This window comes from Thiobacillus sp. (genome assembly GCF_024708915.1).
The window spans coordinates 1-23,417 of record NZ_JANJXQ010000133.1 but is presented as its reverse complement, the minus strand read 5'-3'; the positions used below and the strand labels follow the sequence as shown (position 1 = coordinate 23,417).

22 protein-coding genes are annotated in these 23,417 nt (G+C 62.0%); 18 read left to right on the top strand and 4 right to left on the bottom strand.

What is annotated here, in order from left to right; genetic code table 11:
* Positions 1-3 precede the first annotated feature (3 nt).
* From Q0L94_RS09565 to Q0L94_RS09480, 18 genes are all read left to right on the top strand, one after another.
* On the top strand, positions 4-1,701 hold the full coding sequence (locus Q0L94_RS09565; RefSeq protein WP_296752840.1) for an S-ribosylhomocysteine lyase: 1,698 nt from the start codon (positions 4-6) through the stop codon (positions 1,699-1,701).
* Positions 1,698-2,819 carry a sedoheptulose 7-phosphate cyclase gene (locus Q0L94_RS09560; RefSeq protein WP_296752839.1) on the top strand — a complete coding sequence of 374 codons (1,122 nt, stop codon included), beginning with the start codon at positions 1,698-1,700 and terminating at the stop codon, positions 2,817-2,819. The genes Q0L94_RS09565 and Q0L94_RS09560 overlap by 4 nt, the downstream gene beginning before the upstream one ends.
* Complete coding sequence (locus tag Q0L94_RS09555) at positions 2,816-4,015, top strand: MFS transporter (protein ID WP_296752837.1); 1,200 nt, start codon at positions 2,816-2,818, stop codon at positions 4,013-4,015. Before Q0L94_RS09560 ends, Q0L94_RS09555 begins: the two co-directional genes overlap by 4 nt.
* 174 nt (positions 4,016-4,189) lie before the next feature.
* Positions 4,190-5,134: a LysR family transcriptional regulator gene (locus tag Q0L94_RS09550; protein ID WP_296752836.1), complete on the top strand. Its 945-nt coding sequence runs from the start codon at positions 4,190-4,192 to the stop codon at positions 5,132-5,134.
* Entirely contained in the window at positions 5,131-5,406 is a 276-nt protein-coding gene (locus tag Q0L94_RS09545) for an EexN family lipoprotein (RefSeq protein ID WP_296752834.1), read from the top strand. The genes Q0L94_RS09550 and Q0L94_RS09545 overlap by 4 nt, the downstream gene beginning before the upstream one ends.
* A gap of 221 nt (positions 5,407-5,627) precedes the next feature.
* Complete coding sequence (locus tag Q0L94_RS09540) at positions 5,628-7,634, top strand: conjugal transfer protein TraG (protein ID WP_296752832.1); 2,007 nt, start codon at positions 5,628-5,630, stop codon at positions 7,632-7,634.
* Positions 7,631-8,095, top strand: coding sequence for a CopG family transcriptional regulator (locus tag Q0L94_RS09535; protein WP_296752831.1), 465 nt, complete (start codon positions 7,631-7,633; stop codon positions 8,093-8,095). Before Q0L94_RS09540 ends, Q0L94_RS09535 begins: the two co-directional genes overlap by 4 nt.
* The gene (gene trbB / locus Q0L94_RS09530; RefSeq protein ID WP_296752830.1) at positions 8,092-9,132 is read left to right on the top strand and encodes a P-type conjugative transfer ATPase TrbB; all 1,041 of its coding nucleotides are present in this window, start codon (positions 8,092-8,094) and stop codon (positions 9,130-9,132) included. The genes Q0L94_RS09535 and trbB overlap by 4 nt, the downstream gene beginning before the upstream one ends.
* Positions 9,129-9,506 (top strand): TrbC/VirB2 family protein, encoded by a 378-nt coding sequence (locus Q0L94_RS09525; protein ID WP_296752828.1) that lies wholly within the window; start codon positions 9,129-9,131, stop codon positions 9,504-9,506. Before trbB ends, Q0L94_RS09525 begins: the two co-directional genes overlap by 4 nt.
* On the top strand, positions 9,503-9,772 hold the full coding sequence (locus tag Q0L94_RS09520; RefSeq protein ID WP_296752826.1) for a VirB3 family type IV secretion system protein: 270 nt from the start codon (positions 9,503-9,505) through the stop codon (positions 9,770-9,772). The genes Q0L94_RS09525 and Q0L94_RS09520 overlap by 4 nt, the downstream gene beginning before the upstream one ends.
* A gap of 10 nt (positions 9,773-9,782) precedes the next feature.
* Positions 9,783-12,233 carry a conjugal transfer protein TrbE gene (gene trbE / locus Q0L94_RS09515; protein WP_296752824.1) on the top strand — a complete coding sequence of 817 codons (2,451 nt, stop codon included), beginning with the start codon at positions 9,783-9,785 and terminating at the stop codon, positions 12,231-12,233.
* Positions 12,230-12,961 carry a P-type conjugative transfer protein TrbJ gene (trbJ, locus tag Q0L94_RS09510; RefSeq protein ID WP_296752822.1) on the top strand — a complete coding sequence of 244 codons (732 nt, stop codon included), beginning with the start codon at positions 12,230-12,232 and terminating at the stop codon, positions 12,959-12,961. Before trbE ends, trbJ begins: the two co-directional genes overlap by 4 nt.
* Before the next feature lie 11 nt (positions 12,962-12,972).
* Positions 12,973-14,352: a P-type conjugative transfer protein TrbL gene (gene trbL, locus Q0L94_RS09505; protein ID WP_296752821.1), complete on the top strand. Its 1,380-nt coding sequence runs from the start codon at positions 12,973-12,975 to the stop codon at positions 14,350-14,352.
* Positions 14,353-14,364: 12 nt separating this feature from the next.
* Positions 14,365-15,063: a conjugal transfer protein TrbF gene (trbF, locus tag Q0L94_RS09500; RefSeq protein ID WP_296752819.1), complete on the top strand. Its 699-nt coding sequence runs from the start codon at positions 14,365-14,367 to the stop codon at positions 15,061-15,063.
* A gap of 2 nt (positions 15,064-15,065) precedes the next feature.
* Positions 15,066-16,070, top strand: a complete 1,005-nt coding sequence (gene trbG / locus Q0L94_RS09495; protein WP_296752817.1) for a P-type conjugative transfer protein TrbG — start codon at positions 15,066-15,068, stop codon at positions 16,068-16,070.
* A 2-nt stretch (positions 16,071-16,072) separates the two neighbouring features.
* Complete coding sequence (locus Q0L94_RS09490) at positions 16,073-17,359, top strand: TrbI/VirB10 family protein (RefSeq protein WP_296752815.1); 1,287 nt, start codon at positions 16,073-16,075, stop codon at positions 17,357-17,359.
* Positions 17,356-17,613 carry a DUF2274 domain-containing protein gene (locus Q0L94_RS09485; protein WP_296752814.1) on the top strand — a complete coding sequence of 86 codons (258 nt, stop codon included), beginning with the start codon at positions 17,356-17,358 and terminating at the stop codon, positions 17,611-17,613. The genes Q0L94_RS09490 and Q0L94_RS09485 overlap by 4 nt, the downstream gene beginning before the upstream one ends.
* Positions 17,614-17,707: 94 nt before the next feature.
* The gene (locus Q0L94_RS09480; RefSeq protein ID WP_366799419.1) at positions 17,708-18,058 is read left to right on the top strand and encodes an AlpA family phage regulatory protein; all 351 of its coding nucleotides are present in this window, start codon (positions 17,708-17,710) and stop codon (positions 18,056-18,058) included.
* Here Q0L94_RS09480 and Q0L94_RS09475 read toward each other — a convergent pair.
* The 4 genes from Q0L94_RS09475 to guaB form a co-directional block, all read right to left on the bottom strand.
* Positions 18,036-19,289 carry a tyrosine-type recombinase/integrase gene (locus Q0L94_RS09475; RefSeq protein ID WP_296752812.1) on the bottom strand — a complete coding sequence of 418 codons (1,254 nt, stop codon included), beginning with the start codon at positions 19,287-19,289 and terminating at the stop codon, positions 18,036-18,038. The two genes, Q0L94_RS09480 and Q0L94_RS09475, sit on opposite strands and share 23 nt — an antisense overlap.
* A gap of 296 nt (positions 19,290-19,585) precedes the next feature.
* Positions 19,586-21,163: a glutamine-hydrolyzing GMP synthase gene (gene guaA / locus Q0L94_RS09470; protein WP_296752810.1), complete on the bottom strand. Its 1,578-nt coding sequence runs from the start codon at positions 21,161-21,163 to the stop codon at positions 19,586-19,588.
* A gap of 17 nt (positions 21,164-21,180) precedes the next feature.
* Positions 21,181-21,891 (bottom strand): SIMPL domain-containing protein, encoded by a 711-nt coding sequence (locus Q0L94_RS09465; RefSeq protein WP_296752808.1) that lies wholly within the window; start codon positions 21,889-21,891, stop codon positions 21,181-21,183.
* 31 nt (positions 21,892-21,922) lie between these two features.
* Positions 21,923-23,383 carry an IMP dehydrogenase gene (gene guaB, locus Q0L94_RS09460; protein WP_296752807.1) on the bottom strand — a complete coding sequence of 487 codons (1,461 nt, stop codon included), beginning with the start codon at positions 23,381-23,383 and terminating at the stop codon, positions 21,923-21,925.
* Positions 23,384-23,417 lie beyond the last annotated feature (34 nt).

Genomic DNA, 23,417 nt, shown 5'->3' with positions numbered 1-23,417 from the left:
GTGATGTTCAAACTCAGTTACAGCCTAAATAGCGCCGACTTGCTCCCAGTGGAAGAGGTGTGCAACAGCCTCCTGTCCTTTGGCTACTCCGGCGTTGAACTCTCCTTTCAACGCGGTCAATTCGATCCGTTCCAAATATCCGAAACGAGGGTCGAAGAATTGCGTGAGTATTTTGCACACGCGTTGATTAAGCCGGTATGCATTTCCACCGCGACCACGAAGTTTCTATCCAATGTTCCGCATGAACCGTCCTTGATCAATATCGATGAGAAAAACCGCGCCCTTCGCAGCGCGCTGATCGGACAAGGAATCAAGTTGGCCGACATGATCGGGATACCTCTCGTATCGTTCCAAAGCGGATATCTTCGCGATGAACACGCTGGCTTGTCGCGGTCAGCCGTTCTGCAAACCTTAACCGCCGAAATCAAGGCCCTCCTGGCACAAATTCGGAGCACCGTGAACTTGGTAATCGAGCCCGAACCCGGAATGTTCATCGAAACAATCGCGGACGCAAGGGAGTTGATTGGCCAAGTTGACGACGCCAGGTTTGGGCTGCACATGGATGTCGGCCATGTGTTCTGCTCCGAGGAAGACTACCTCGAAACAATACGTGCGTTTGCCCGTGACGTGAAATACGTGCATATCGCCGACATCCAAGAAGGCTTCAATCTAAAGTACCAAGCCGCGTCCACTGCGGATGTCGGAAGGCTTCTGGGCCCTGAGTCAGACCGCGGGGCAGCAACAATATATGACATTGACAATATCGGGTTGTATCTGTTTGTTCACGGTGCAAGGCGGATATTTGTCGCATCCGAAAGCGCGGCGAAGGACGCTGCTCGCCAATACAACGCAGTGGAAGCATTGATCATTGATAAAGCGCATTTGAATGCAAATGAGACTGTGGCCATAAAGCACGAGATTCTTGCCTACCTGGACTCGATATCCGGCATCGACTACGAAAGAGTGTTGCGTGCCTATGACGCGGTTGCCTGTCTTCGCCTTGGCAATTCGTTGCGGCCGCCAGTAATTGTGGAAACGGTCTGCAACACCATCAAGGGCAAAGTCCACTACCACGACTTATTCGGCAACGGGAGAATCGATTATGCGAAGACCATTTCCGCGCTCATCACGTCTGGATACGCGGGATACTGCACCGTCGAGTTGTATAACCACGCGTCGCTTTGGCGCGACATCGCCCCACGTTCCGCAAAGTTCATCCTCTCTCATGTAATCGGGTATTTCGGCTGGGATGCCTCCCGTTTTGGTCATATCGATCATCGAAAAGTGGTCGCGCCATATATTCGGGTTGCCGATGCTCAAATGGGACAGGAAGGTGGTGTTGCAGTTCTCTACGATCTGCGATTATGTCAGCCCAATACGGTTGCGCTCCCCGCCAACGCGCTCCATACCCTGGAACATTGCCTTCTCTGGATTCTGCCTGGCCTTGTACCCGGATTTCTTTGCGTCGCTCCGATGGGATGTCAGACGGGCCTTTATCTCACGACGGCGTATCCCCTTGAGAGCGGATTCATGAAAGAAGCGATCACCATCGCACTCAATCGAATCATGGAAATGGAAGAAGTTCCGTATCGAAACGAAATCCTTTGCGGCATGGCGAAAAATCATGACCTGCCCGGAGCGAAATCCATCGCGGGCTCCGTCGCGGCGGCGATGACACGCACTTTGGGAAATACGCCATGATTACTGTTAAAGGTGAACGAAGCTACTCATATTCAATTACGAGAACCGAGAGCATTTTCGACATCGATAACGATGCCTTGCTGTCCGGGGGCGACGCCCACCCCGGTGCGCGGCGATTCATCATCGTCGACAAGAATGTTTATGGCCTGTACGGTTCGCAAATTGAATGCTATTTCGCCGAAAGGGGAGTGGCGGCGAACATCAGGGTGGTCAATGCTGGGGATAAGCACAAGTCAGAAACGAACTACATTTCCTTGTTCGGCGACTTATGCCAATACGATCTCAAACGACGTAGTGAGCCGATCATCGCCATTGGGGGCGGCGTGGTAACTGATCTTGCTGGATTTGTTGCCAGCACGTATCGGAGGGGTATTCCTCACCTCAAAGTACCTACCACTCTGATGGGATATATCGACGCTTCCGTGGGCATCAAGACCGGGGTCAATTTCGGAGCATTCAAGAACAGAATGGGAAGCTTCGAAATTCCGGCAGGGGTCATTCTCGACAAGGCGTTTCTGAGGACACTGGACAAGCGGAATCTTGTCAACGGCATCGGGGAGATCATCAAATTGGCTGTCATTCTCGATGCTGGTCTCTTCGAGGACATGGAACGCGGAGGGGAATCGCTCGTCTTGAACAAGTTCCAGGACGAGTTGGGTCAAGTCGTCCTCGACAAGTCCATTACGGGGATGGTCCGCGAATTGTCTCCCAACCTGTATGAAACAGAGCTGCAGCGGAAAGTGGACTTCGGTCATACCTTCAGCCTGGTCATCGAGTCCGAGTCGGGCTACAAAATCATGCATGGCGAGGCAGTTGCGATTGACATACTGCTGTCCTCGTACCTATCCCTTCAGAGGGGAATCCTCTCTATCCGGGAGTTTGAGCGCATTGTCGCCCTGTATGAATCCCTAGGCATCCCGATGTGGAGCAGTCATATCACGCCCGACTTGCTCTGGGACGGGGTCAGTGAAAGAGTAATGCACCGAGACGGAAAGCAGTCGATTCCAGTTCCGACAGCCATCGGTGCCTGCGATTTCATCAATGATCTGAGGTGTGATGAGATACGTAGTGCGGTTGAAATTCTCGAAAGAGAATTTGGCGATGAAGTTGCCGCATGAACTCTGACTTCAGATTAGCGCGCATCGCACCGGCAGTGTGGGCTGTATTTTTCTGTTTTGTCGGCATCGGCGCGACGATTAGCGTAATACCCGTCTATGTCAGCGCGCAGCTCGGATTTGGCTCATTCGTCGTCGGAATGGTGGTGGCGTCCCAATACGTAGCGATGCTGCTTGCCCGTCCTGCTGCTGGCAGCACAGTCGACACAAATGGACCAAGAATTGCTCTTCAACGTGGCTTGCTGTTTTTCCTGCTAGCTGGAATCGGCTATCTATTGTCAGCGATGGCCGATGGCGCTTCTATCAAATTGGTTGTACTCATAGTTGCCAGGCTGATACTCGGCATCGCGGAGAGCTATATCGTAACGGGTGCGCTTGGCTGGGCAATAAGACACGCTGGTCCCGCTCATGCTGGCAAGGTCATGGCTTGGAACGGCAACGCGATGTATGGAGGCATCGCCGTTGGAGCGCCGCTTGCTGGTCTGCTGAGCGTTTCAGGTAGCTTCGAACCTGTAGCCTGGGTATCGATCTTGTTGGCCATCGTAGGGATATCCATTTCTGTTCGTCTGTGTCCATACGGCCCAATAGGCGGTATACGCGCACCATTCCGCCATACGCTACGCTTGGTCGCGCAGCCGGGACTAGGCCTGTTGTTGGCAAGTGTCGGCTACGGGGCAATTCTGGGATTCGTCAATTTGTATTTCCAACATAACGGATGGAGTTCCGGCTTTTTCGCCATTTCCTGCTTTGGATTCGCCTATGTCGCGGTGAGAGTTTTTTTTGGCGGGCTACCAGACAAATACGGCGGCGTGAAAGTCGCTATCTGGTCATTGATAATCGAGTCAACGGGCCAGGCATTGCTTTTCTTTGGTTCAAACGAATATGTGGCGTTACTAGGCGCGGCATTAAGTGGAGCCGGGTTCTCTCTGGTCGTACCTGCGTTCGGGGTGGAAGCGGTGCGGCGCGTGTCCCATCAAAACCGCGGCGCGGCCATGGCTGGGTACTTGGCTTTCTTCGATCTGGCATTCGGAGCAGCTATACCGCTAGCAGGCCTTCTCGCTGATGCATATACGATTGGAGTTGTGTACTTGCTCGGTCTGCTGTGCACGCTTGCTGGTCTGACTATCGCCACCAAGATGAAATCCAGCGAAGATATCCCGTTTCTGATCGCAGAGCCGTCCGACTCGCAGAACAAGTAGATTCCGGCTCTACAAGAGCATATTTAGGAACACATTGACCTATCCCCTTTTTAGCATACAGGTTGTAGGAGGAATGCTTACCCTGCACATATGGTTCATCTCCCGCAACGCTACACAATTGACATTTCCTGCGCACTGGCGTCCTTGTGGGAAAAGAGCGAGAGGGGGAGATAGATGGAGCTTCGCCACCTTCGTTGCTTTCTTGCGGTAGCGGAAGAACTCCACTTCGCTCGCGCGGCCGAGCGGTTGCATATCGAGCAGTCGCCTCTGTCACGTGCCATAAGGGATCTAGAAGAGGAGTTGGGCACTCAGCTATTCTCCCGTACTACGCGCAGCACCCGTTTGACGCGCGCGGGAGTACTCTTTCTGCAGCACGTGCCACGTGTCTTCGTTGCCATTCAGCAGGCTCGCGACAGCGTGAAGGCCGCCACCAACGGCTTCCACGGTCAATTGCGCATCGCCTTGTCTGACTGCATTACACCGACGTGCTTTTCTGCCCTTCTGGCGCTTAGCCGGCAGGAAGAGCCAGAGATCGAGGTTCGCCTCGCGGTGGTTCCCTTGTCGCAACAGATCAAGGGGCTGCACGACGATCTGTATGACGTAGGGTTCGCTCAATCGAATGAGGTCGGCGATGAACTTATTGCGGAACCCGTCTGGCATGATCCATTGATGGTGGCAGTGCCTGCACGCCACCCCTTGCTTGCTTACAAGCAAGTGCCTCTGGATGAGGTGCTGCGCTACCCCTTGGTACTCGGCGACACGAACGCATGCGAGGGACATGCTCGCCAAGTCGAACGCGTGCTGCGCCGGGTTGATCAAGAACCGTTGATCGCCGAACGGGTTGCGTCCTTCGACCTGATGATGACGTTGGTGTCAGCGGGTTTTGCACTGGGATTGGCCGGCGCCTCCCAAATAGCCGCCAGCCGTGAACCAAGCGTCGTAGCGCGACCGCTGGCCGGTGGCTCGCACACGCTCACTACTTACCTACTGCGAGTGGGGAGCGAACCTTCGGATGCTCTGATCCGTTTCATCGAAAGGGTCTATGCCGTTGAGCCTTCAAACGGAAAGATATCTGCAGCAAGAGAAAAACCTGATCCGACGGAGGAAATCGGGCCATGAGAAAAATTGCCCCGCTTCTGCTTACCGCAATGCTTGTGGCTTGCGGCAAACCCGAGTCGACCGAGGCGAGTAGGAGGTCTGTGCCAAACGAAACGGTTGAATCGCTCGCAGCCAATCCAGAACGCCTGAAAGAACTGCGCCAGCAGTGCAAGACCGATCGCGAGAAGCTCGGCGATGAACTCTGCAACCGAGTGGCTGAAGCGACGAACCGACGCTTTCTCGGCGACGGCAAAACACCCTACACGCCGTCGAAGGAGCAGCCCAAGTTCTGATCTTGGACGACTTGCAACAAAACCGCATTTATTTGCTCGATACGCTGCAACGCTCCGTCGCTTGCGGCGTTTTTATTGACTTCGCCGCTACATGAATTGATGTTTTATCAAGCATCTTTGTCCCGATAACGGTCTTTGACCGGCCTTGATCCAGACCCGAATCTCGCGTGTGCGGCATGTTTTCGTGCCATTTGCCGCGCAGGAGAAATCGGGAGGTCAAGATGCAAGGTCAGGGTGTGCTGTTCGGGCAAATCGTTGCTGTATTCAGCATCGTGATCGCCGGTGTGTGGGGAGCCACGCAATGGACAGCCGCCGCCCTGGGCTACCAGCTACGCCTGGGCTCGCCGTGGTTCGATTTCTTCGGTACGCCGGTCTATCACCCCTGGCGGCTGTTCGAGTGGTGGTTCTTCTTCGATGCCTACGCGCCGCATGTCTTCGACATCGGCGGCGCGATCGCAGGCGGCAGCGGCCTGGGCGCCGTGCTGGTTGCCATCGGCATGTCGGTGTGGCGTTCGCGGCAATCGAAACTGGTCACGACCTATGGTTCGGCGCGCTGGGCCGATGCAGCCGACATTCGCAAAGCCGGGCTGAATCAGCCAGCCGGCGTTTTTCTCGGGTTGTATGACGATCAGTACCTACGGCACGAAGGACCAGAACACGTTCTGACCTTCGCGCCGACGCGCTCCGGCAAGGGCGTCGGCCTCGTGGTGCCAACGCTGCTTTCCTGGCCCGCGTCTGCTGTCATCCACGACATCAAGGGCGAGAACTGGCAGATCACCGCAGGCTGGCGCTCGCGCTTCTCGCACTGCCTGCTGTTCAATCCCACCGATCCTAAATCAGCCGCGTACAACCCGCTACTGGAGGTCCGACGCGGTGCGCATGAAGTGCGTGACGTGCAGAACATCGCCGACATCCTGGTCGATCCCGAAGGTGCACTCGAACGCCGCAACCATTGGGAAAAGACTTCGCACGCGCTGCTGGTCGGTGCCATCCTGCATGTGCTCTATGCAGGGGAAGACAAGACGCTGCGTGGCGTAGCCAACTTCCTGTCCGACCCGGCGTGCCCGTTTGAGCTGACGCTGCATCGGATGATGACGACGCGGCACCTCGGTGACACGCCGCATCCCGTCGTCGCTTCGGCCGCACGCGAAGTTCTCAACAAGAGCGACAACGAGCGCTCGGGCGTGCTGTCAACGGCCATGTCCTTTCTCGGCCTGTACCGCGATCCCACGGTGGCCGAAGTCACCTCGCGCTGCGACTGGCGTATCGCCGACCTGATCGCATCCGAGCATCCCGTCTCGCTGTACCTTGTCGTGCCGCCATCCGACATCAGCCGCACCAAGCCGCTGGTGCGTCTGATCCTCAACCAGATCGGCCGACGCCTGACCGAATCGCTCGACGGCAGCGACGGCATCGCACGTCGCCACAAACTGCTGCTGATGCTCGACGAGTTCCCGGCATTGGGACGCCTGGACTTCTTTGAGACGGCCTTGGCGTTCATGGCCGGCTACGGCATCCGCAGCTTCCTGATCGCGCAGTCGCTCAATCAGATCGACAAAGCCTACGGCCAGAACCATTCCATCCTCGACAACTGCCATGTCCGGGTGACGTTCGCCACCAACGACGAACGCACCGCCAAGCGCATCTCCGAGACGCTGGGCACGGCCACCGAACTACGCGCGCAGCGCAACTACGCCGGTCACCGGCTTGCGCCGTGGCTGGGACACCTGATGGTGTCGCGCCAGGAAACGGCCCGCCCGCTGCTGACGCCTGGTGAGGTGATGCAACTCCCGCCCGACGAAGCTGTGGTGATGGTGTCCAGCGTGGCGCCGATCAAGGCCAAGAAGCTGCGCTACTTCGCGGATGCCAACTTCAAGCGGCGCGTGCTGCCGCCGCCAACACTTGCGGCCAACCGCTACACCGACGCACCGCCTTTGCGTCCCGACGACTGGAGCGGTATCGCAATCCCGGCCGTGCCGACAGAACCAACCACAGCCGCAGCCCTGACCATCAGCGTAACCAGCACCGCCGACGACGGCGGGCCACGTCGGCAACCCGAGCTGTCCGAGGTTGCCGCGTACAGCCCCGAGCAAGAGCCAGCAAGCAACGACCTCGCGCTGCTCGATGACGACGACTTGCCGCTGCCGCTCCCTCGCCAGCTTGACCCGGCCATGCAGCGCACGGCCCGGCTGGCGTCCCTCGATCCCGACGACGGAATCCAGCTATGAGCCAATACCGCCTCAACCTGTTCATTCCGCCCGAGCATGCGAAGCGTCTGGACGAACTGGCCGCCAAGAAAGGCGTGTCCAAGTCGTCCATCGTCGCGGCGGCGCTGGCGTCCTGGCTATCGCCGGACGCGGGCGACCAGCGCGAGGCGGCCATCGCCAAGCGGCTCGACCGGCTGACACGCCAGTTCGAGCGACTGGAGCGCGATCAGAACATCGAGATCGAGACGCTGGCACTGTTCATCCGCTACTTCCTCACTGTCAGCACGCCGGTTCCCGAGGCGCATCAGGACGCGGCCCGCGCCCAGGGCAAGGTCCGCTTCGAGCAGTTCGTCGAACAGCTCGGTCGCCACCTGCTGCGCGGGCGCAGTCTGGTGCGCGACGTTGTGGAGGAATTGCAGCCAGACAGCGTTCGATTGGACGACGCGGCTGCGTTGGCCGAAGCGCAGGAGCGTGCCCAATGAGTGCCGTTCCGCAGTCGCCCATCACCACGTCGCTGGATCGCCGTATCCGCATGTTGCGCACGGCCATGGGACCAGTGATTGCCGCCGCATTGGAAGACCCGGACGTGGTGGAAATCATGCTCAACCCTGACCGGTCACTGTGGGTGGATCGCCTGTCGTCCGGCCGCGCACCGCTGGGCGTGGAACTGTCCGAGCAAGACGGTGAACGCATCATCCGACTGGTCGCGGCGCACGTCGGCGCTGAAGTGCATCGCGGCCAACCGCTGCTGACCGCCGAGCTACCCGAAACGGGCGAACGCTTCGAGGGCATCCTGCCGCCGGCCGCGCCGGGGCCTGCCTTTGCGTTGCGCAAGCGGGCCGTGAATATCATCGGCCTGGATCGCTACGTGGCCGACGGCATCCTGTCCGCACCACAGGCCGAGTTCCTGCGCCGCGCGGTGCGCGAGCGGCGGAACATCCTGATTGCCGGCGGCACCAGTACCGGCAAAACCACACTTGCCAATGCCTTGCTCGCAGAGATCGCCGTCACCGGCGACCGCGTGCTGGTGCTCGAAGACACCATCGAGCTGCAATGCGCCGCGCGCGACCACGTGCCGCTGCGCACCCGCGCGGGCGTCGTGTCCATGGCCGAGCTGGTGCGCGCCACGATGCGGCTGCGCCCCGACCGCGTGGTCGTTGGCGAGGTGCGCGGCGGCGAGGCGCTGGATCTCATCAAGGTCTGGGGCACCGGCCATCCCGGCGGCATCGCCACCATCCACGCCGGCTCCGCGTTGGGCGCGCTGCTGCGCCTGGAACAGTTGGTTCTCGAAGTCGCGGTGAATCCGCCGCGCGCACTGATCGCCGAGGCGGTGAACGTCGTCGTATTCATCGTCGGCCGCGGTCGCAAGCGTCGCATCGAAACCATTGCCCGCGTCGCCGGCTTCGATGGCGCGGGTTATCGCCTGGCGGACATGCTGGAAACACCGTTTCCCGAGCTGTTGCCACTTTCTTCCGTCGTTCCTTCCCCGTCCCCCAACCACACTGGAGAACTGCCATGACGCACACCCATGCTTTCCGCTTTTCCGCAAATCCGGCTTCGATCCTCGTCCGCCTGCGCCGTCTGGCCGAGCCTGCCCATCACGGCCTGCTGCTGGCCGCAGCGATGCTGATGACGGCTGGAACGGCGAAAGCAGCCGGCTCTTCGATGCCTTGGGAAGGGCCGCTGCAGTCTATCCTCGACTCCATCCAGGGGCCGGTGGCGCGGATCATCGCGGTCATCATCATCATTTCCACCGGCCTGGCGCTGGCCTTCGGAGACACGTCTGGGGGTTTTCGCAAGCTGATCCAGATCGTCTTCGGTCTGTCCATCGCGTTTGCCGCATCCTCGTTCTTCCTGTCGTTCTTCAGCTTCTCCGGCGGGGCCGTCGTATGAGCACGGCCAACGACCTGCCGGGCTTCGAGATTCCGCTGCATCGCTCGCTGACCGAGCCGATCCTGCTGGGCGGTGCACCGCGCACCGTGGCGATTGCCAACGGCACCATGGCCGCCGCCGTGGGCCTAGGCCTGCAACTGTGGATTCCGGGTTTGGTGCTCTGGATCGTCGGCCACTCGCTGGCGATGTGGGGAGCGCGCGTCGATCCGCAGTTCATGCAGGTGTTTGCGACGCACCTGAAACACAAGCCGCTGCTGGACGTGTGAGGACCATGCCATGCTGAACCTCGCCGAATACCGCCAGCGCCCGGCCTTGCTTGCCGACTGGCTGCCTTGGGCCGGTCTGGTCGCGCCGGGCGTGGTGCTCAACAAGGATGGCAGCTTCCAGCGCACGGCGCGCTTTCGTGGGCCGGACCTGGACAGTGCGACGCAGAGTGAGCTGATCGCCACCACGGCGCGGCTGAACAACGCGCTGCGCCGGCTTGGCACGGGCTGGGCACTGTTCGTCGAAGCCGAACGCCGGCCGGCGGCGAACTATCCACACTCGGATTTCCCAGAACCGTTGTCCTGGCTGGTCGACGAGGAGCGGCGCGCGACTTTCGAGGAATCGGGCAACCACTTCGAGAGTGGCTATCACCTCACGCTCCTATGCCTGCCGCCCGAGGAGTCCCGCGCTCGCGCGGCCAAGATGCTCTACGAGAACACGCCCACGCAAGGCGTGGACTGGCGCGAACGCTTGTCGGCCTTCGTCGCCGAAACCGACCGCATCTATGACCTGCTGGACGGCGTGATGCCGGAGATCACCTGGCTCGACGACAGCCAGACCCTGACCTACCTGCATGCGACTGTCTCGGCGCATCGCTACCGCATCGGTGTGCCGGAAGTGCCGTTCCATCTCGACGCGCTGCTGGCCGATGCACCGCTGGTCGGCGGCCTCGCACCCATGCTGGGCGACCAGCACCTGCGTGTGGTGACGGTGCGCGGCTTCCCGACCTCGACCTGGCCGGGGATTCTGGACGACCTCAACCGGCTCGGCTTCGCCTACCGCTGGAGCACGCGCTTCCTCTGTATGGACAAGGCCGAGGCCGAGAAAGAGCTGGGCCGCCTGCGCCGGCAGTGGTTCGCCAAGCGCAAGAACGTCCTTGCGCTGCTACGCGAAACCATCTTCCAACAGGAAAGCCCGTTGGTCGATACCGATGCCAGCAACAAGGCCGCTGACGCGGACTCGGCCTTGCAGGAACTGGGCAGCGACCAAGTCGCCTTCGGCTACGTCACCGCGACCGTGACAGTGCTCGACCCTGACGCCAACACGGCCGACGAAAAGCTGCGCAGGGTGGAGCGCGTCATCCAGGGGCGTGGCTTCGTGACCATCCCTGAAACGCTCAATGCTGTGGAGGCTTGGCTGTCTTCGGTGCCGGGCAATGCCTACGCCAATGTGCGCCAGCCCATCGTCTCGACGCTGAACCTCTCGCATCTGATGCCGGTGTCGGCGGTGTGGGCCGGGCCGGAGAAGAACGCCCACCTCGACGGCCCGCCGCTGATCGTCACGCGCACCGAGGGCGCGACGCCGTTCCGGCTGGTGACGCACATCGGCGACGTGGGACATACGCTGGTGGCCGGCCCGACCGGCATGGGCAAGTCGGTTCTGCTCGCCACGCTGGCGATGCAGTTCCGCCGCTATCCCGGCTCGCGCATCTTCGCCTTCGACATGGGGCGCTCCATGCGCGCCACCATTCTCGGCCTGGGCGGCGAGCACTACGACTTGGGCGCCGACGGTGCGATCGCGTTTCAGCCGCTCGCACGCATCGACCGGGAAGGCTATCGCACTTGGGCGGCCGAGTGGGTTGAAGGCCGCCTGCGGCATGAAGGCATTGCGATCGGCCCCGATGAGAAGGTGGCTATCTGGTCGGCGCTCGGCAGTCTCGCAGGCGCGCCCGTGGAGCAGCGCACGCTCACCGGCCTATCGGTGCTGCTGCAATCCAACGTGCTGCGCCAGGCGCTCGCGCCCTACGTGCTCGGCGGCGCTCACGGCAAGCTGCTGGATGCCGACAGCGACCGGCTGGGCGTGGGCGACGTTCAGGGCTTCGAGATGGAGGAACTGATGCACAGCAAGGCGGCGGTGCTGGCCGTGCTGGGCTACCTGTTCGCGCGCTTCGATGAGCGTTTCGATGGCGCGCCAACGCTGCTGATCCTCGATGAAGCCTGGCTGTTCCTGGACGACCCGGTGTTTGCGGCGCGCATTCGCCAATGGCTCAAGACGCTGCGCAAGAAGAACGTCAGCGTCATCTTTGCCACGCAGTCGCTGGCCGATATCAAAGACTCGACCATCGCGCCCGCGATCATCGAAAGCTGCGCGAGCCGCATCTTCCTGCCGAATCCGCAGGCGACCGAGCCGCAGATTCGCACCATCTACGAGGGCTTCGGGCTGAATGCCCGGCAAATCGAGATCGTCGCCACCGCGCAGCCCAAGCGCGACTACTACTACCAGTCGCGTCTCGGCAACCGTCTGTTCGACCTGGACCTCGGGCCGGTCACGCTCGCCTTCGCGGGCGCTTCGACGCCCCAAGACCAGCGCGCTATCGACAGCGTGCTGCGCGATGCCGGAACACCGGGCTTCGTCGGTGCCTGGCTGCGTCACCGCAGCCTCGATTGGGCGGCCGACCTATTGCCGTCCGCTCCCTCGGCCGCGTCCTTCCTTGCTTCCCAACCTCTGGAGGTTTCGCCATGAAAAAACGTCTTCTTGCCGCTGCTCTTGTTTTCGCATTCGTCGGCGCCATGCCGGTCGCACAAGCGCAATGGGTCGTCATTGATCCGACCAATCTCGTGCAGAACACGATGACGGCGGTTCGCACGCTGGAGCAGATCAATAACCAGATCAAGCAGCTTCAGAACGAAGCGCAGTCGTTGATGAACGAGGCCCGCAACCTCGCGAGCCTGCCGTTCAACGTGGTCAATCGCCTGCGGAGCAACCTGGACACCACGCGGCAACTGATCGCCCAGGCGCGAGGGCTGGCCTTCGACATCCAGAACATGGACCAGCAGTTCGCGCAACTGTACCCGGAGCAGTACGCCGCTACCGTGAGCGGCAACCAGATGTTCCAGGACGCGCACCAGCGCTGGCAAAACACGCTCCAGGGCTTGCAGACCGCCATGCGCATGCAGGCGCAGGTGTCGCAGAACCTGAACCAGGATGAGGGTGTGCTGGCCGATCTGGTCGACCAGAGTCAATCAGCCACCGGCGCCTTGCAGGCCATGCAAGCCACCAATCAGCTCCTGGCCCTGCAAGCCAAGCAGTCCATCCAGACACAGCAGCTCCAGCTCACACAGGGGCGCGCAGCCTCGTTGGAACTGGCTCGGCAAGCCGCCGCCGTTGAGCGTGGACGCGAGGTGACGCGCCGCTTCCTCGGCAGCGGCACAGCATACACGCCGCAGTCCGTGAACTTCTACGGCAACTGACGGATGCGGCCATGAACGACGTCTCCGTCATCGACCGTTTCCTCAATGTCTTCTCCACGTACATCGATTCGGGGTTCGGCCTGCTGCACGGCGAAGTCGCTTTCCTGACTGCGACGCTGGTGGCGATCGATATGACCCTGGCCGGCCTCTACTGGGCGCTAGGCCATGCCACCGGCCAGGGTGACGACGTGATGGCCAAGCTTCTGCGCAAAGTGCTTTACGTCGGCGCCTTCGCCTACATCATCGGCAACTTCAACTGGCTGGCGAGCATCGTGTTCCGGTCCTTCGCTGGCCTCGGCCTGACGGCGTCCGGTTCGACGTTGACCATGGCGACCTTCCTGCAGCCGGGTCGTTTGGCCAAGACCGGCATCGACGCCGCTGCGCCCATCCTGCAGCAGATCAGCGAGATGGCCGGGTTCCCGGAGGTGTTCATCAACATCGCGCCCATCGTCGTGATGTTCCTTGCGTGGCTGACCGTCATCGTCTGCTTCTTCGTGTTGGCGGTGCAGCTTTTCGTCACGCTGATCGAATTCAAGCTGACCACGCTCGCCGGCTTCGTATTGGTGCCGTTCGCACTCTGGAACAAGACGGCGTTCCTTGCCGAAAAGGTGCTCGGCAACGTGGTGTCCTCGGGCATCAAGGTGCTGGTGCTGGCCGTGATCGTGGGTATTGGTACGGGGCTGTTCGCCGAGTTCCAGGTCACACCCAGTGAGCCATCCATTGACCACGCGCTGGTGGTGATGCTGGCTTCGCTCGCCATGCTGGCGCTCGGCATTTTCGGCCCTGGCATCGCTACGGGCTTGGTGTCCGGTGCGCCGCAGCTTGGTGCGGGTGCAATGGCCGGTGCAGCGTTGGGCGCGGCCGGTGCAGCCGTCGCGGTCGGTGCTGCCGCGACCGGCGTAGGCAGCGCGGTTGTAGCCGGGGCACGCATGGCACCCGCCGCCGCAAAGATAGCTGGCAGCGGTGCGCGTGCCGCTGCCTCGACCACAGGCAGTGCGCGATCGGCATATCAAGCGGGTTCTGTAGCGGCCGGCGGTGGTCTCAAGGGCGCCGCTGCCGGCGTGGGCAACGTCGCCAAGACCGGTGCGCAGGCAGTCGGCCAAAAGGCCACCGCCGGGATGCGCTCCCTCGGGCAGCGCGCAGCGGCCGCTTTCCGTTCTGACGAAGCTGGGTCTGCATCCGGTGGCGCCGCCGCAACGGGTCAATCTGCCACCGGCGAAGCCAATGCCGGCGCTGCCAACCAGCGGCAACAGGCCCAACCCGCCTGGGCCAATCGCCTGCATCGTCGCCAGCAGATCGGCCATGCCGCCACGACCGCCGCCCACACTCTGCGCGGAGGCGACGGCGGTGGTTCAAGCAGCGGCCCGAGCTTGCACGATTCCGATTCATAAGGAGAACAAACCATGCGATTCAAACGACCGCAGGTGCGCTATGCCGATACACCGCAGCCTGCCACTCCATACCAATCCGCTGCGCAAGCGTGGGACGAGCGCATCGGTTCGGCCCGCGTGCAGGCAAAGAACTGGCGGTTGATGGCCTTCGGTTGTCTGGTGCTTGCCTTGTTGATGGCCGGTGGCCTGGTCTGGCGCTCGGCGCAGTCCATCGTCACGCCCTACGTGGTAGAGGTGGATCAGGCTGGCCAGGTTCGGGCGGTCGGTGAGGCTGCCACACCGTACCGACCGAACGATGCGCAGATCGCCTACCACTTGGCGCACTTCGTCGTGCTGGTTCGTTCGCTGTCCATCGATCCCATCGTCGTGCGGCAGAACTGGCTCGATGCCTACGACTACACCACCGATCGCGGCGCGGGCGTACTCAACGAGTACGCGCGTACCCATGACCCGTTCGCGCGCGTTGGCAAAGAGTCGGTGACGGTACAGATCACCAGCGTCGTGCGCGCCAGCGATGCGTCTTTCAACGTGCGCTGGACCGAGCAGCGCTTCGTCAACGGCGCGCCGACCGGCACCGAACGCTGGAACGCCGTGATTTCCACCGTCCTGCAAACCCCGCGCACCGAGCAGCGTTTGCGCAAGAACCCATTGGGCATCTACGTCAACGGCCTGTCGTGGAGCCGCGAACTCGATGCCGCCGAAGGAGCCTAGCCATGAACCAGTCTTTCCGCTATTACGCTTTTGTGTTGATGCTTGCAGCCTCTGCACTGTCGTTGCAGGGCTGCACCACGCGGGGCACGCCGCCACCGGTCATCTCGCTCGATCAGCCGGTGCAGGCGCAACCGCTGCCCGAACCGCCCAAGCCAGTCGAAGTGGTCGAGGTGCCGAAAGTGTTGCCGATGCCGGCGCAGATGAAACCGCTGCCAGAGGGCAGCGAAGCCAAGGCTGCGCCTGAACCCGCCGATGAAAAGCTGCGGGTCTCGCGTGCCAACGCCGAGGCGCGCATCGCGCCCACGCGCGAGGGCTACGTCAACGCCATTCAGGTCTGGCCCTTCACGGATGGCGCGCTGTACCAGGTCTATGCGGCACCGGGACGGGTTACGGTGATCTCCCTTCAACCGGGCGAGGAGCTGGTAACGGTTGCCGCTGGCGATACGGTGCGCTGGATTGTCGGTGACACCTCCAGTGGTACAGGCGATGCCCTGCGCGTCAGCGTGCTGGTCAAGCCGATCCGCTCAGGTCTCAAGACCAATCTGGTCATAACCACCAGTCGGCGCACTTACTTGATCGAGCTGACCTCGACAGAACGTGCCTGGATGGCTTCGGTATCGTGGGAGTACCCGAAGGATCGGATGCTGGCCTTGCAGCGTCAGGCGCAGGCCGCGCAGGCGACGGCACCGATCGATACCGGTTTGTCGCTGGAGAAGATTCGCTTCCGCTACGCCATCAGCGGTAGCACGCCGCCGTGGAAGCCGCTGCGCGCCTTCGATGACGGCGAGAAGGTCTATATCCAGTTCCCGCCGGGCATCGCGCAAGGCGAGCTGCCACCGCTGTTCGTGATCGGCGCTCAGGGCGATGGGCAACTGGTGAACTACCGTTTCCGTCCGCCGTACTACATCGTCGATCGGCTGTTCGGCGCAGCCGAGCTGCGCCTGGGTGGTGACAAGGGCGACGTGGTGCGCATCGAGCGCACGGACGGCGTAGCGCGGAGGAACTGACCATGAGCCTGGACGACACCCCAGACCTTGCCATGTCGCAGGCGGGCAAGGTAGCCCCCGAGGCGGTGGCGCTGCGCGCCCAGCCGCGTCCGGTGACACGCCTGAACCGGCGCACATTGGCGATTCTGGCCGGCGGCCTCGCCGTGGCCGTGCTGGGCGCCACGATGTGGTCGCTGCAACCGCGCAAACGAACCGTGGGGGATCAGACCGAGCTGTACAACGTGGATCGTGTCTCGCGCTCGGAAGGGCTGGACCGGCTTCCGACCGATTACTCCAAACTGCCGCCGGCTTTGCCACCGCATGTACCCGAGCTTGGGCCGCCGCTACCCGGCGACCTGGGGCCGGCCATCGTGAAATCGCAGCAGCCTGCGGCGCCCACCTACACGCCGCCCGGCCATGCTCCGGCTACCGCCCAGCATGACGCGCACAGCAAGGAAGCAGAAGCGGCGGCGGCATCGGTGTTTTTCCGCTCCAGCAACCAGCGCGCCGCTGCTGCGTCAACGCAGGTGGCTGCTGCCAATCCTGCGTCCGGCCTTGCGGGCTTCGATCCAATGGCCGCAGGGCCAGCCTCGACAGCGGCTCAGCCGGCCGATCCGACCGCCGTGCAGAACCGGCAGGACCAGAAAGAGGCGTTCCTGAAAGCCGGAACTACGGAAACCCGTAATTCCGGAAATCTGAAAATGCCGGCTTCGCCGTATCAGGTCATGGCCGGCACGGTGATCGCTGGCGCGCTGGTCACGGGCATCAAGTCCGATCTGCCGGGCGACGTGATTGCCACGGTGACCGAGTCGATATACGACACGGCCACCGGTAAGTTTCTGCTAATCCCGCAAGGCTCGCGCGTCCTCGGCCGCTACAACAGCCAGGTGAGCTACGGGCAAAGCCGGGTGCAAGTGGTATGGAATCGGATCATCCTGCCCGACACGTCTTCGCTGACGCTGGACAACCTGGCCGGCACCGACCCGGCCGGCTACGCCGGCCTGGAGGATGGCGTCGATTGGCATTGGGACCGCATCTTTGCCGGCGCAGCGCTGACGACGCTGCTGGGTGTCGGTGCCGAGTTGGCCGCGCCAGAGAGCCGCCAAGACGGGAATCGGGTCATCATTGCTGGGCGCGACAGCCTGCAGGACAGCGTGAACCAGGCCGGCCAAGAGATGACCCGGCGCAACCTCAACATCCAGCCCACGTTGACGGAGCGGCCGGGCTTGCCAGTCCGCATCATCGTCAATCGGGATCTGGTGCTGCGGGCTTATCAGCCGCTGTTCTTCAATCGAGGAACTTCACGATGAGCACCACGCGCAAGCTGCGGCTGGGTCCGCTGCCCAAGACCGAGAGCATCAAATTGACCTTCACGTGCCACGCCAGCCTCAAGGCGGACCTCGACCGCTACGCCGCGCTGCACGCGCAGGCCTATGGCGAGGCGGTCGATGCGGCAACACTGATCCCCCATATGCTGGAGGCCTTCATGGCGAGGGATCGGGGATTCAGATCATCGTGCGCACGCCCTGCAAGGCCAGAAAAGCCTGGCGCGACTACGCCATGACGCGACCGCGCAGGTTTTCGATAGATGCTGGAACGTGCACCATGTAGGCAACTAATCGCCACCCCCAGCATGGCGATTGCACCGGGAGCCGATCATGGAACGCGATGTCAGAATGAGCAAAAGCTCTTCCAACCCAGGACCTGGAGATGTTTCCTTACGACAGTCGTTGCCTGTCTCGGCCCAGTATCGGCGCACGCTTCGCCGTAGCGAGCTGCGTCAAATGGTTCCGCTGGCGGACACCACCATCTATGAGATGGAACGTCGCGGCGATTTCCCCAGGCGATTCAACTTGACGGCTCGCTGCGTTGTCTGGGATCTGGCCGAGGTAGAGGCTTGGTTGGCCGAACGCCGACTTGCCTCGGAACAGGCACAGATCAAACGCGCGCCATCTCCCGATGTACGCCAGCGAAAGACTCGCCCCGTCAAATCGCCTGTGTCGTCATGACCGGCATCGAGGGCGGTAGCAGCGTCGGCGTGTGAGGCTTGCCCGCGACCCAAGCATCGATCATGTCAGCCCACTCCTGAAGCATGTGGCGCCGCTGCTCGGCATATTCGGCTTTGTTGTAGATGCCGCGCGAGGAGCGGGCGTCTTCGTGAGCCAGACACTTCTCGATCCAGTCGCTGTTGAAGCCCAATTCATTGAGGATCGTCGAACCAGTGCGCCGGAGATCGTGCACTGTGAAGGGATCAAGAGTCAGTCCGTTGGTCTTGGCCCTTTCGGCAATCAACTGGGTGACACGGTTGAGCGTGGCATTGGACATGCACTTGTCCGCGTCGTAGCGCGATGGGATCAGGTAACGCGATCCGCCGGCACAGGTGCGCAAAGCCACCATGATGTCGAGGGCTTGCTGCGAGAGATAGATATTGTGCGGCTTGGATGTCTTCATGCGCTCCTTGGGAATACTCCAGACAGCCTTCTCAAAATCCACTTCATCCCACGTCGCGTGAATCAGCTCCCCCTTGCGCACCAGCGTCAGCAGAATCAGGCGCAGACCAAGCTTGATCGTCGGATAGGATGCAACATGCTCCATCTGCGAGAGCATGATGCGGATCTCGCTGGGTGAGAGTGCGCGATCCTTCGGCACAAAGGTGGCGATCGACGACGGCCCCACATCGTCCGCGGGGTTGGGTACTTTCTCGCCATGCAGGATGGCGAAACCGTAGACCTGTTTGACGATGTCGCGCACGTGAACAGCCGTAGCCGGTGCGCCCCGTGCCTTGACCTTGTTACATAGGTCACGCAGATCGTTTGCGGTGATTTCGGTCAGAAGCCGATTCTGAAAGACGGGGAGGATGTCGCGATCCAAGATGCTCTGACGCATCGAACGCGTACTGTCGGCCATACGCGCCTCCTCCGCCCACCTGACGGTAAATTCTCCGAAAGTTTTTGCTTCAGCCACGCGACGCTTCTGTCGCTGCTTCTCCTGCGAGGGAGACGCTCCCTCGGCAACCGCACGGCGAGCCTCGATACAACGTTCCCGCGCCTTGGCCAGGGAAATGCCACTTGGCCCGTAGCGCCCGATTGTGAGCGTTTCCCGGCGGCCGTTGAGCCGGTAGTCGTAGCGAAAGGTGATGGTTCCGGCCGGGGAAACAGTAACGTACATCCCGTCCCGGTCGGCCACCTTGTACATAGCCTCCTTGGGCTTGAGATTCTTCAGCGCAGTATCGGTAAGCATGGCGTTCTCCTGTGCGGGAACGTTTTACCGTCACCCGCAATTCAGACTGCACACCCGCTTGAAACCCGCATGAAATCTAGCGCTTCGCCAGACTTTTTTACCGTCACACGTCAAAAACGGGCTGACGGTATAAATTGTAGTACATCAGGAGGCCTTCTGGCTACCGTCAGACTTACCGTCATCTCGGTCCGCTTACCAGCGATAGATGACGATAGCCTTCGATATGTTTTATATTTATTTTCAATATGTTACATGAACATATTGATAGATGCCGATAGACCAAGAAGGCATAGAAATTATTCCCACTCGATCGTGCCCGGCGGCTTGCCGGTCACGTCGTACACCACGCGGCTGATGCCGCGGATTTCGTTCACGATCCGGTTGGACACCTTGCCGAGCAGGGTGTAGGGCAGTTCGGCCCAGTGGGCGGTCATGAAGTCGCTGGTGACGACGGCGCGCAGGGCGACGACGTAGTCGTAGGTGCGGCCGTCGCCCATGACGCCGACGCTCTTGACCGGCAGGAACACGGCGAAAGCCTGGGAGGTCTTGTCGTACCAGGATATTTCCCCGTCGCCGTGGGCGCGCAGTTCGTCGATGAAGATGGCGTCGGCCTGGCGCAGCAGGTCGGCGTATTCGCGCTTCACCTCGCCGAGGATGCGCACGCCGAGGCCGGGGCCGGGGAAGGGATGGCGGTAGACCATGTCGTGCGGCAGGCCGAGCGCGATGCCGAGTTCGCGCACTTCGTCCTTGAACAGCTCGCGCAGCGGTTCGAGCAATTTCAGATGCAGCGTGTCGGGCAGGCCGCCGACGTTGTGGTGGCTTTTGATGGTGTGCGCTTTTTTGGTCTTGGCGCTGGCCGATTCGATGACGTCGGGATAGATCGTCCCCTGCGCTAGCCATTTGGCCTTGGGCAGTTTCTCGGCTTCTTCCTGGAACACGTGGACGAATTCGCGGCCGATGATCTTGCGTTTCTGCTCGGGGTCGGCGACGCCGGCGAGCTCGCGCATGAAGCGCTCCGCCGCGTCGACGTGGATGACCTTGACGCCGAGGTTCTTCGCGAAGGTCGCCATCACCTGCTCGCCTTCGTTCAGGCGCAGGAGGCCGTTGTCGACGAAGACGCAGGTGAGCTGGTCGCCGATGGCGCGGTGCAGCAGCGCCGCGACCACCGAGGAATCGACGCCGCCGGAAAGCCCCAGGATCACTTCGTCGCTGCCGACTTCGCTGCGCACGCGGCCGATCGCCTCGTCGACGTAGTCGGGCATGTTCCAGTCGTTGCCGCAACCGCAGACGTCGTGCACGAAGCGCGCGATCAGCGCCTTGCCCTGCAGGGTGTGCGTGACCTCGGGGTGGAACTGCACGCCGTAGAACCTGCGCGTTTCGTCGGCCATGCCGGCGATCGGCGTGGCGGCGTTCGACGCCATGACCTTGAAGCCGTCCGGCAGCGCGGTGACCTTGTCGCCGTGGCTCATCCACACGTCGAGCAGGCCGTGGCCCTCGTCGTTGACGCGATCCTGGATGTCGCGCAGCAAGGCGGTGTGTCCGTGCGCGCGGATTTCGGCATAGCCGAACTCGCGCCGGGCCGCGCTTTCCACCTGGCCGCCCAGCTGGGCCGCCATCGTCTGCATGCCGTAGCAGATGCCCAGCACCGGCACGCCGAGTTCGAACACGGCCTGCGGCGCGCGCGGGGTTTCTTCCTCGTAAACCGAACTGGGGCCGCCGGACAGGATGATCCCGGCTGGCGCGAACTCGCGCACGAAAGCGTCAGTGACGTCGTTGGGATGCAGTTCGCAGTACACCCCTGCCTCGCGCACGCGGCGGGCGATAAGCTGGGTGGTCTGGGAACCGAAATCGAGGATGAGGATTTTCTGGTGCATATGGTTTGTATGGTGGTTCAGTCGGCTAAAAAGTAGTCCACGGTGGAAACCACGCGCACCTTCTTGATGTGCGCGGTGCTTCCGTCCCGGTCCTCGATGCTGAATTGCCCCTGGCTGGCACGCTTGATTTTGCCCAGGGTGCTGTCGGAATCCTTGGCGAATTTTTCCGCGGCCTGGCGGGCGTTGCGGGTGGCCTCCTCGATCATCGCGGGCTTCAGCGCATTGAGTCCGGTGAACAGGAAGCGTGCGCGGTTCTCGTAATCGCCGGTGTTGAGCGCGATTCCCTGCTCGCCCAGAACCGCCAGTTCGGGCATGGCCTTGAGCACAGCATCCGCCTGCCGGGTGTAGACGGTGATCACGGACTTGCCGGTGTAGCGCAGGCGGTTCGCCAGTTCGGCATTGCCGTAATCCTGCGCCTGCCGGTCGGTGATCGAAGGCGCCGAAACGGAGAGTTCCTCCGTCTTGAATCCCTGCGACTGCAGGAAGCCGACGATGATTGCGTTCTTGCTTTGCAGGGTCTGGTAGAGGCGGGGCAGGTCAGAGTCCGCCTCGCTGAAGGCGATCGGCCAGATCGCCGTGTCGGCGGGGACTTCGCGCTCGGCCAGGCCCTTGACCTCGACACTGCGCTCGAACTGCTTGAACTTGACGAGGCTGTCAGCCAGCAGCCAGGCCGCGACCACCACCCCCAAAGCCAATGCCAAGGCTGCCGCCAGGCGGTTGTTCCCCATGCGTCCCCCTATGCGATCGGCGCCGACTGAATTATTCCACTCGGTAGTTCGGCGCTTCCTTGACGATCTGCACATCGTGCACGTGCGATTCGCGTATGCCGGCCGAAGTAATCTCGACGAACTCGGCCTTGGCGTGCATGTCGGTGATGCTGGCAACGCCCAGGTAGCCCATCGACGAGCGCAGCCCCCCCATCAGCTGGTGGATTACCGCCAGCGCGCTGCCCTTGTAGGGCACCCGGCCCTCGACGCCTTCCGGCACCAGTTTCTCGGCGCTCTTTTCGGTGTCCTGGAAATAGCGGTCGGAAGAACCCTGCTGCATCGCGCCGAGCGAACCCATGCCGCGATACGACTTGTAGGAGCGGCCCTGGAACAATTCGATATCGCCGGGCGCTTCCTCGGTGCCGGCCAGCAGGCTGCCGAGCATGACGCAGTCGGCGCCGGCGGCCAGCGCCTTGGAGATATCGCCGGAGTAGCGGATGCCGCCGTCGGCAATCACTCCGACGCCGCTGCCCGCCAGCGCATCGGACACATTCGCCACGGCGGTGATCTGCGGCACGCCGACGCCCGCGACCATGCGCGTGGTGCAGATGGAGCCGGGACCGATGCCGACCTTGACGGCGTCGGCCCCGTGTTCGACCAGCGCGGCGGCGGCGGCGGCGGTGGCGATGTTGCCGCCGATGACCTGCACGTCGGGAAAGTTCTGCTTGACCCAGCGCACCCGTTCGAGCACGCCCCGGGAATGGCCATGCGCGGTATCGACGGTAATCACGTCGACCCCGGCGGCCACCAGTGCGGCCACGCGCTCTTCGGTACCCTCGCCGGTGCCGACCGCCGCGCCGACACGCAGACGGCCCATCGCGTCCTTGCATGCCTGCGGGTGCTCGCTGGATTTCTGGATGTCCTTGACGGTAATCAGCCCGCGCAGTTCGAAGGCGTCGTTCACCACCAGCACGCGCTCCAGCCGATGTTTATGCAGCAGCGCCAAAGCCTCGTCGCGGCCGGCGCCCTCCTTCACCGTCACCAGCCGTTCCTTCGGCGTCATGATGTTGGCGATCGTCTGGTCGAGCTGGGTTTCGAAGCGCAGATCGCGGTTGGTGACGATGCCGACCACCTTGCCGCCGTCGATCACCGGCAGGCCGGAAATACGCTTCGCGCGGGTGATTTCGAGCACCTGGCGCACCGTCATCTGCGGCGCGACGGTAATCGGATCCTTGACTACGCCGGACTCGAAACGCTTGACTGCCGTCACCTGTGCCGCCTGCAATTCGGCGCTCATGTTCTTGTGAATGATGCCGATGCCGCCCTCCTGCGCCAGCGCAATCGCCAGGCGCGCCTCGGTCACCGTATCCATGGCAGCCGACAGCAGGGGCAGGTTCAGGGTGATCGTGCGGGTCAACTGCGTGGACAGACTGACTTCGCGGGGAAGGATGGCGGAATGGGCGGGAACGAGCAGAACGTCGTCGAACGTCAGCGCTTTTTGCAGAACACGCATGGGCTTTCCTTAACGCAAAGCGGAATTATACGCG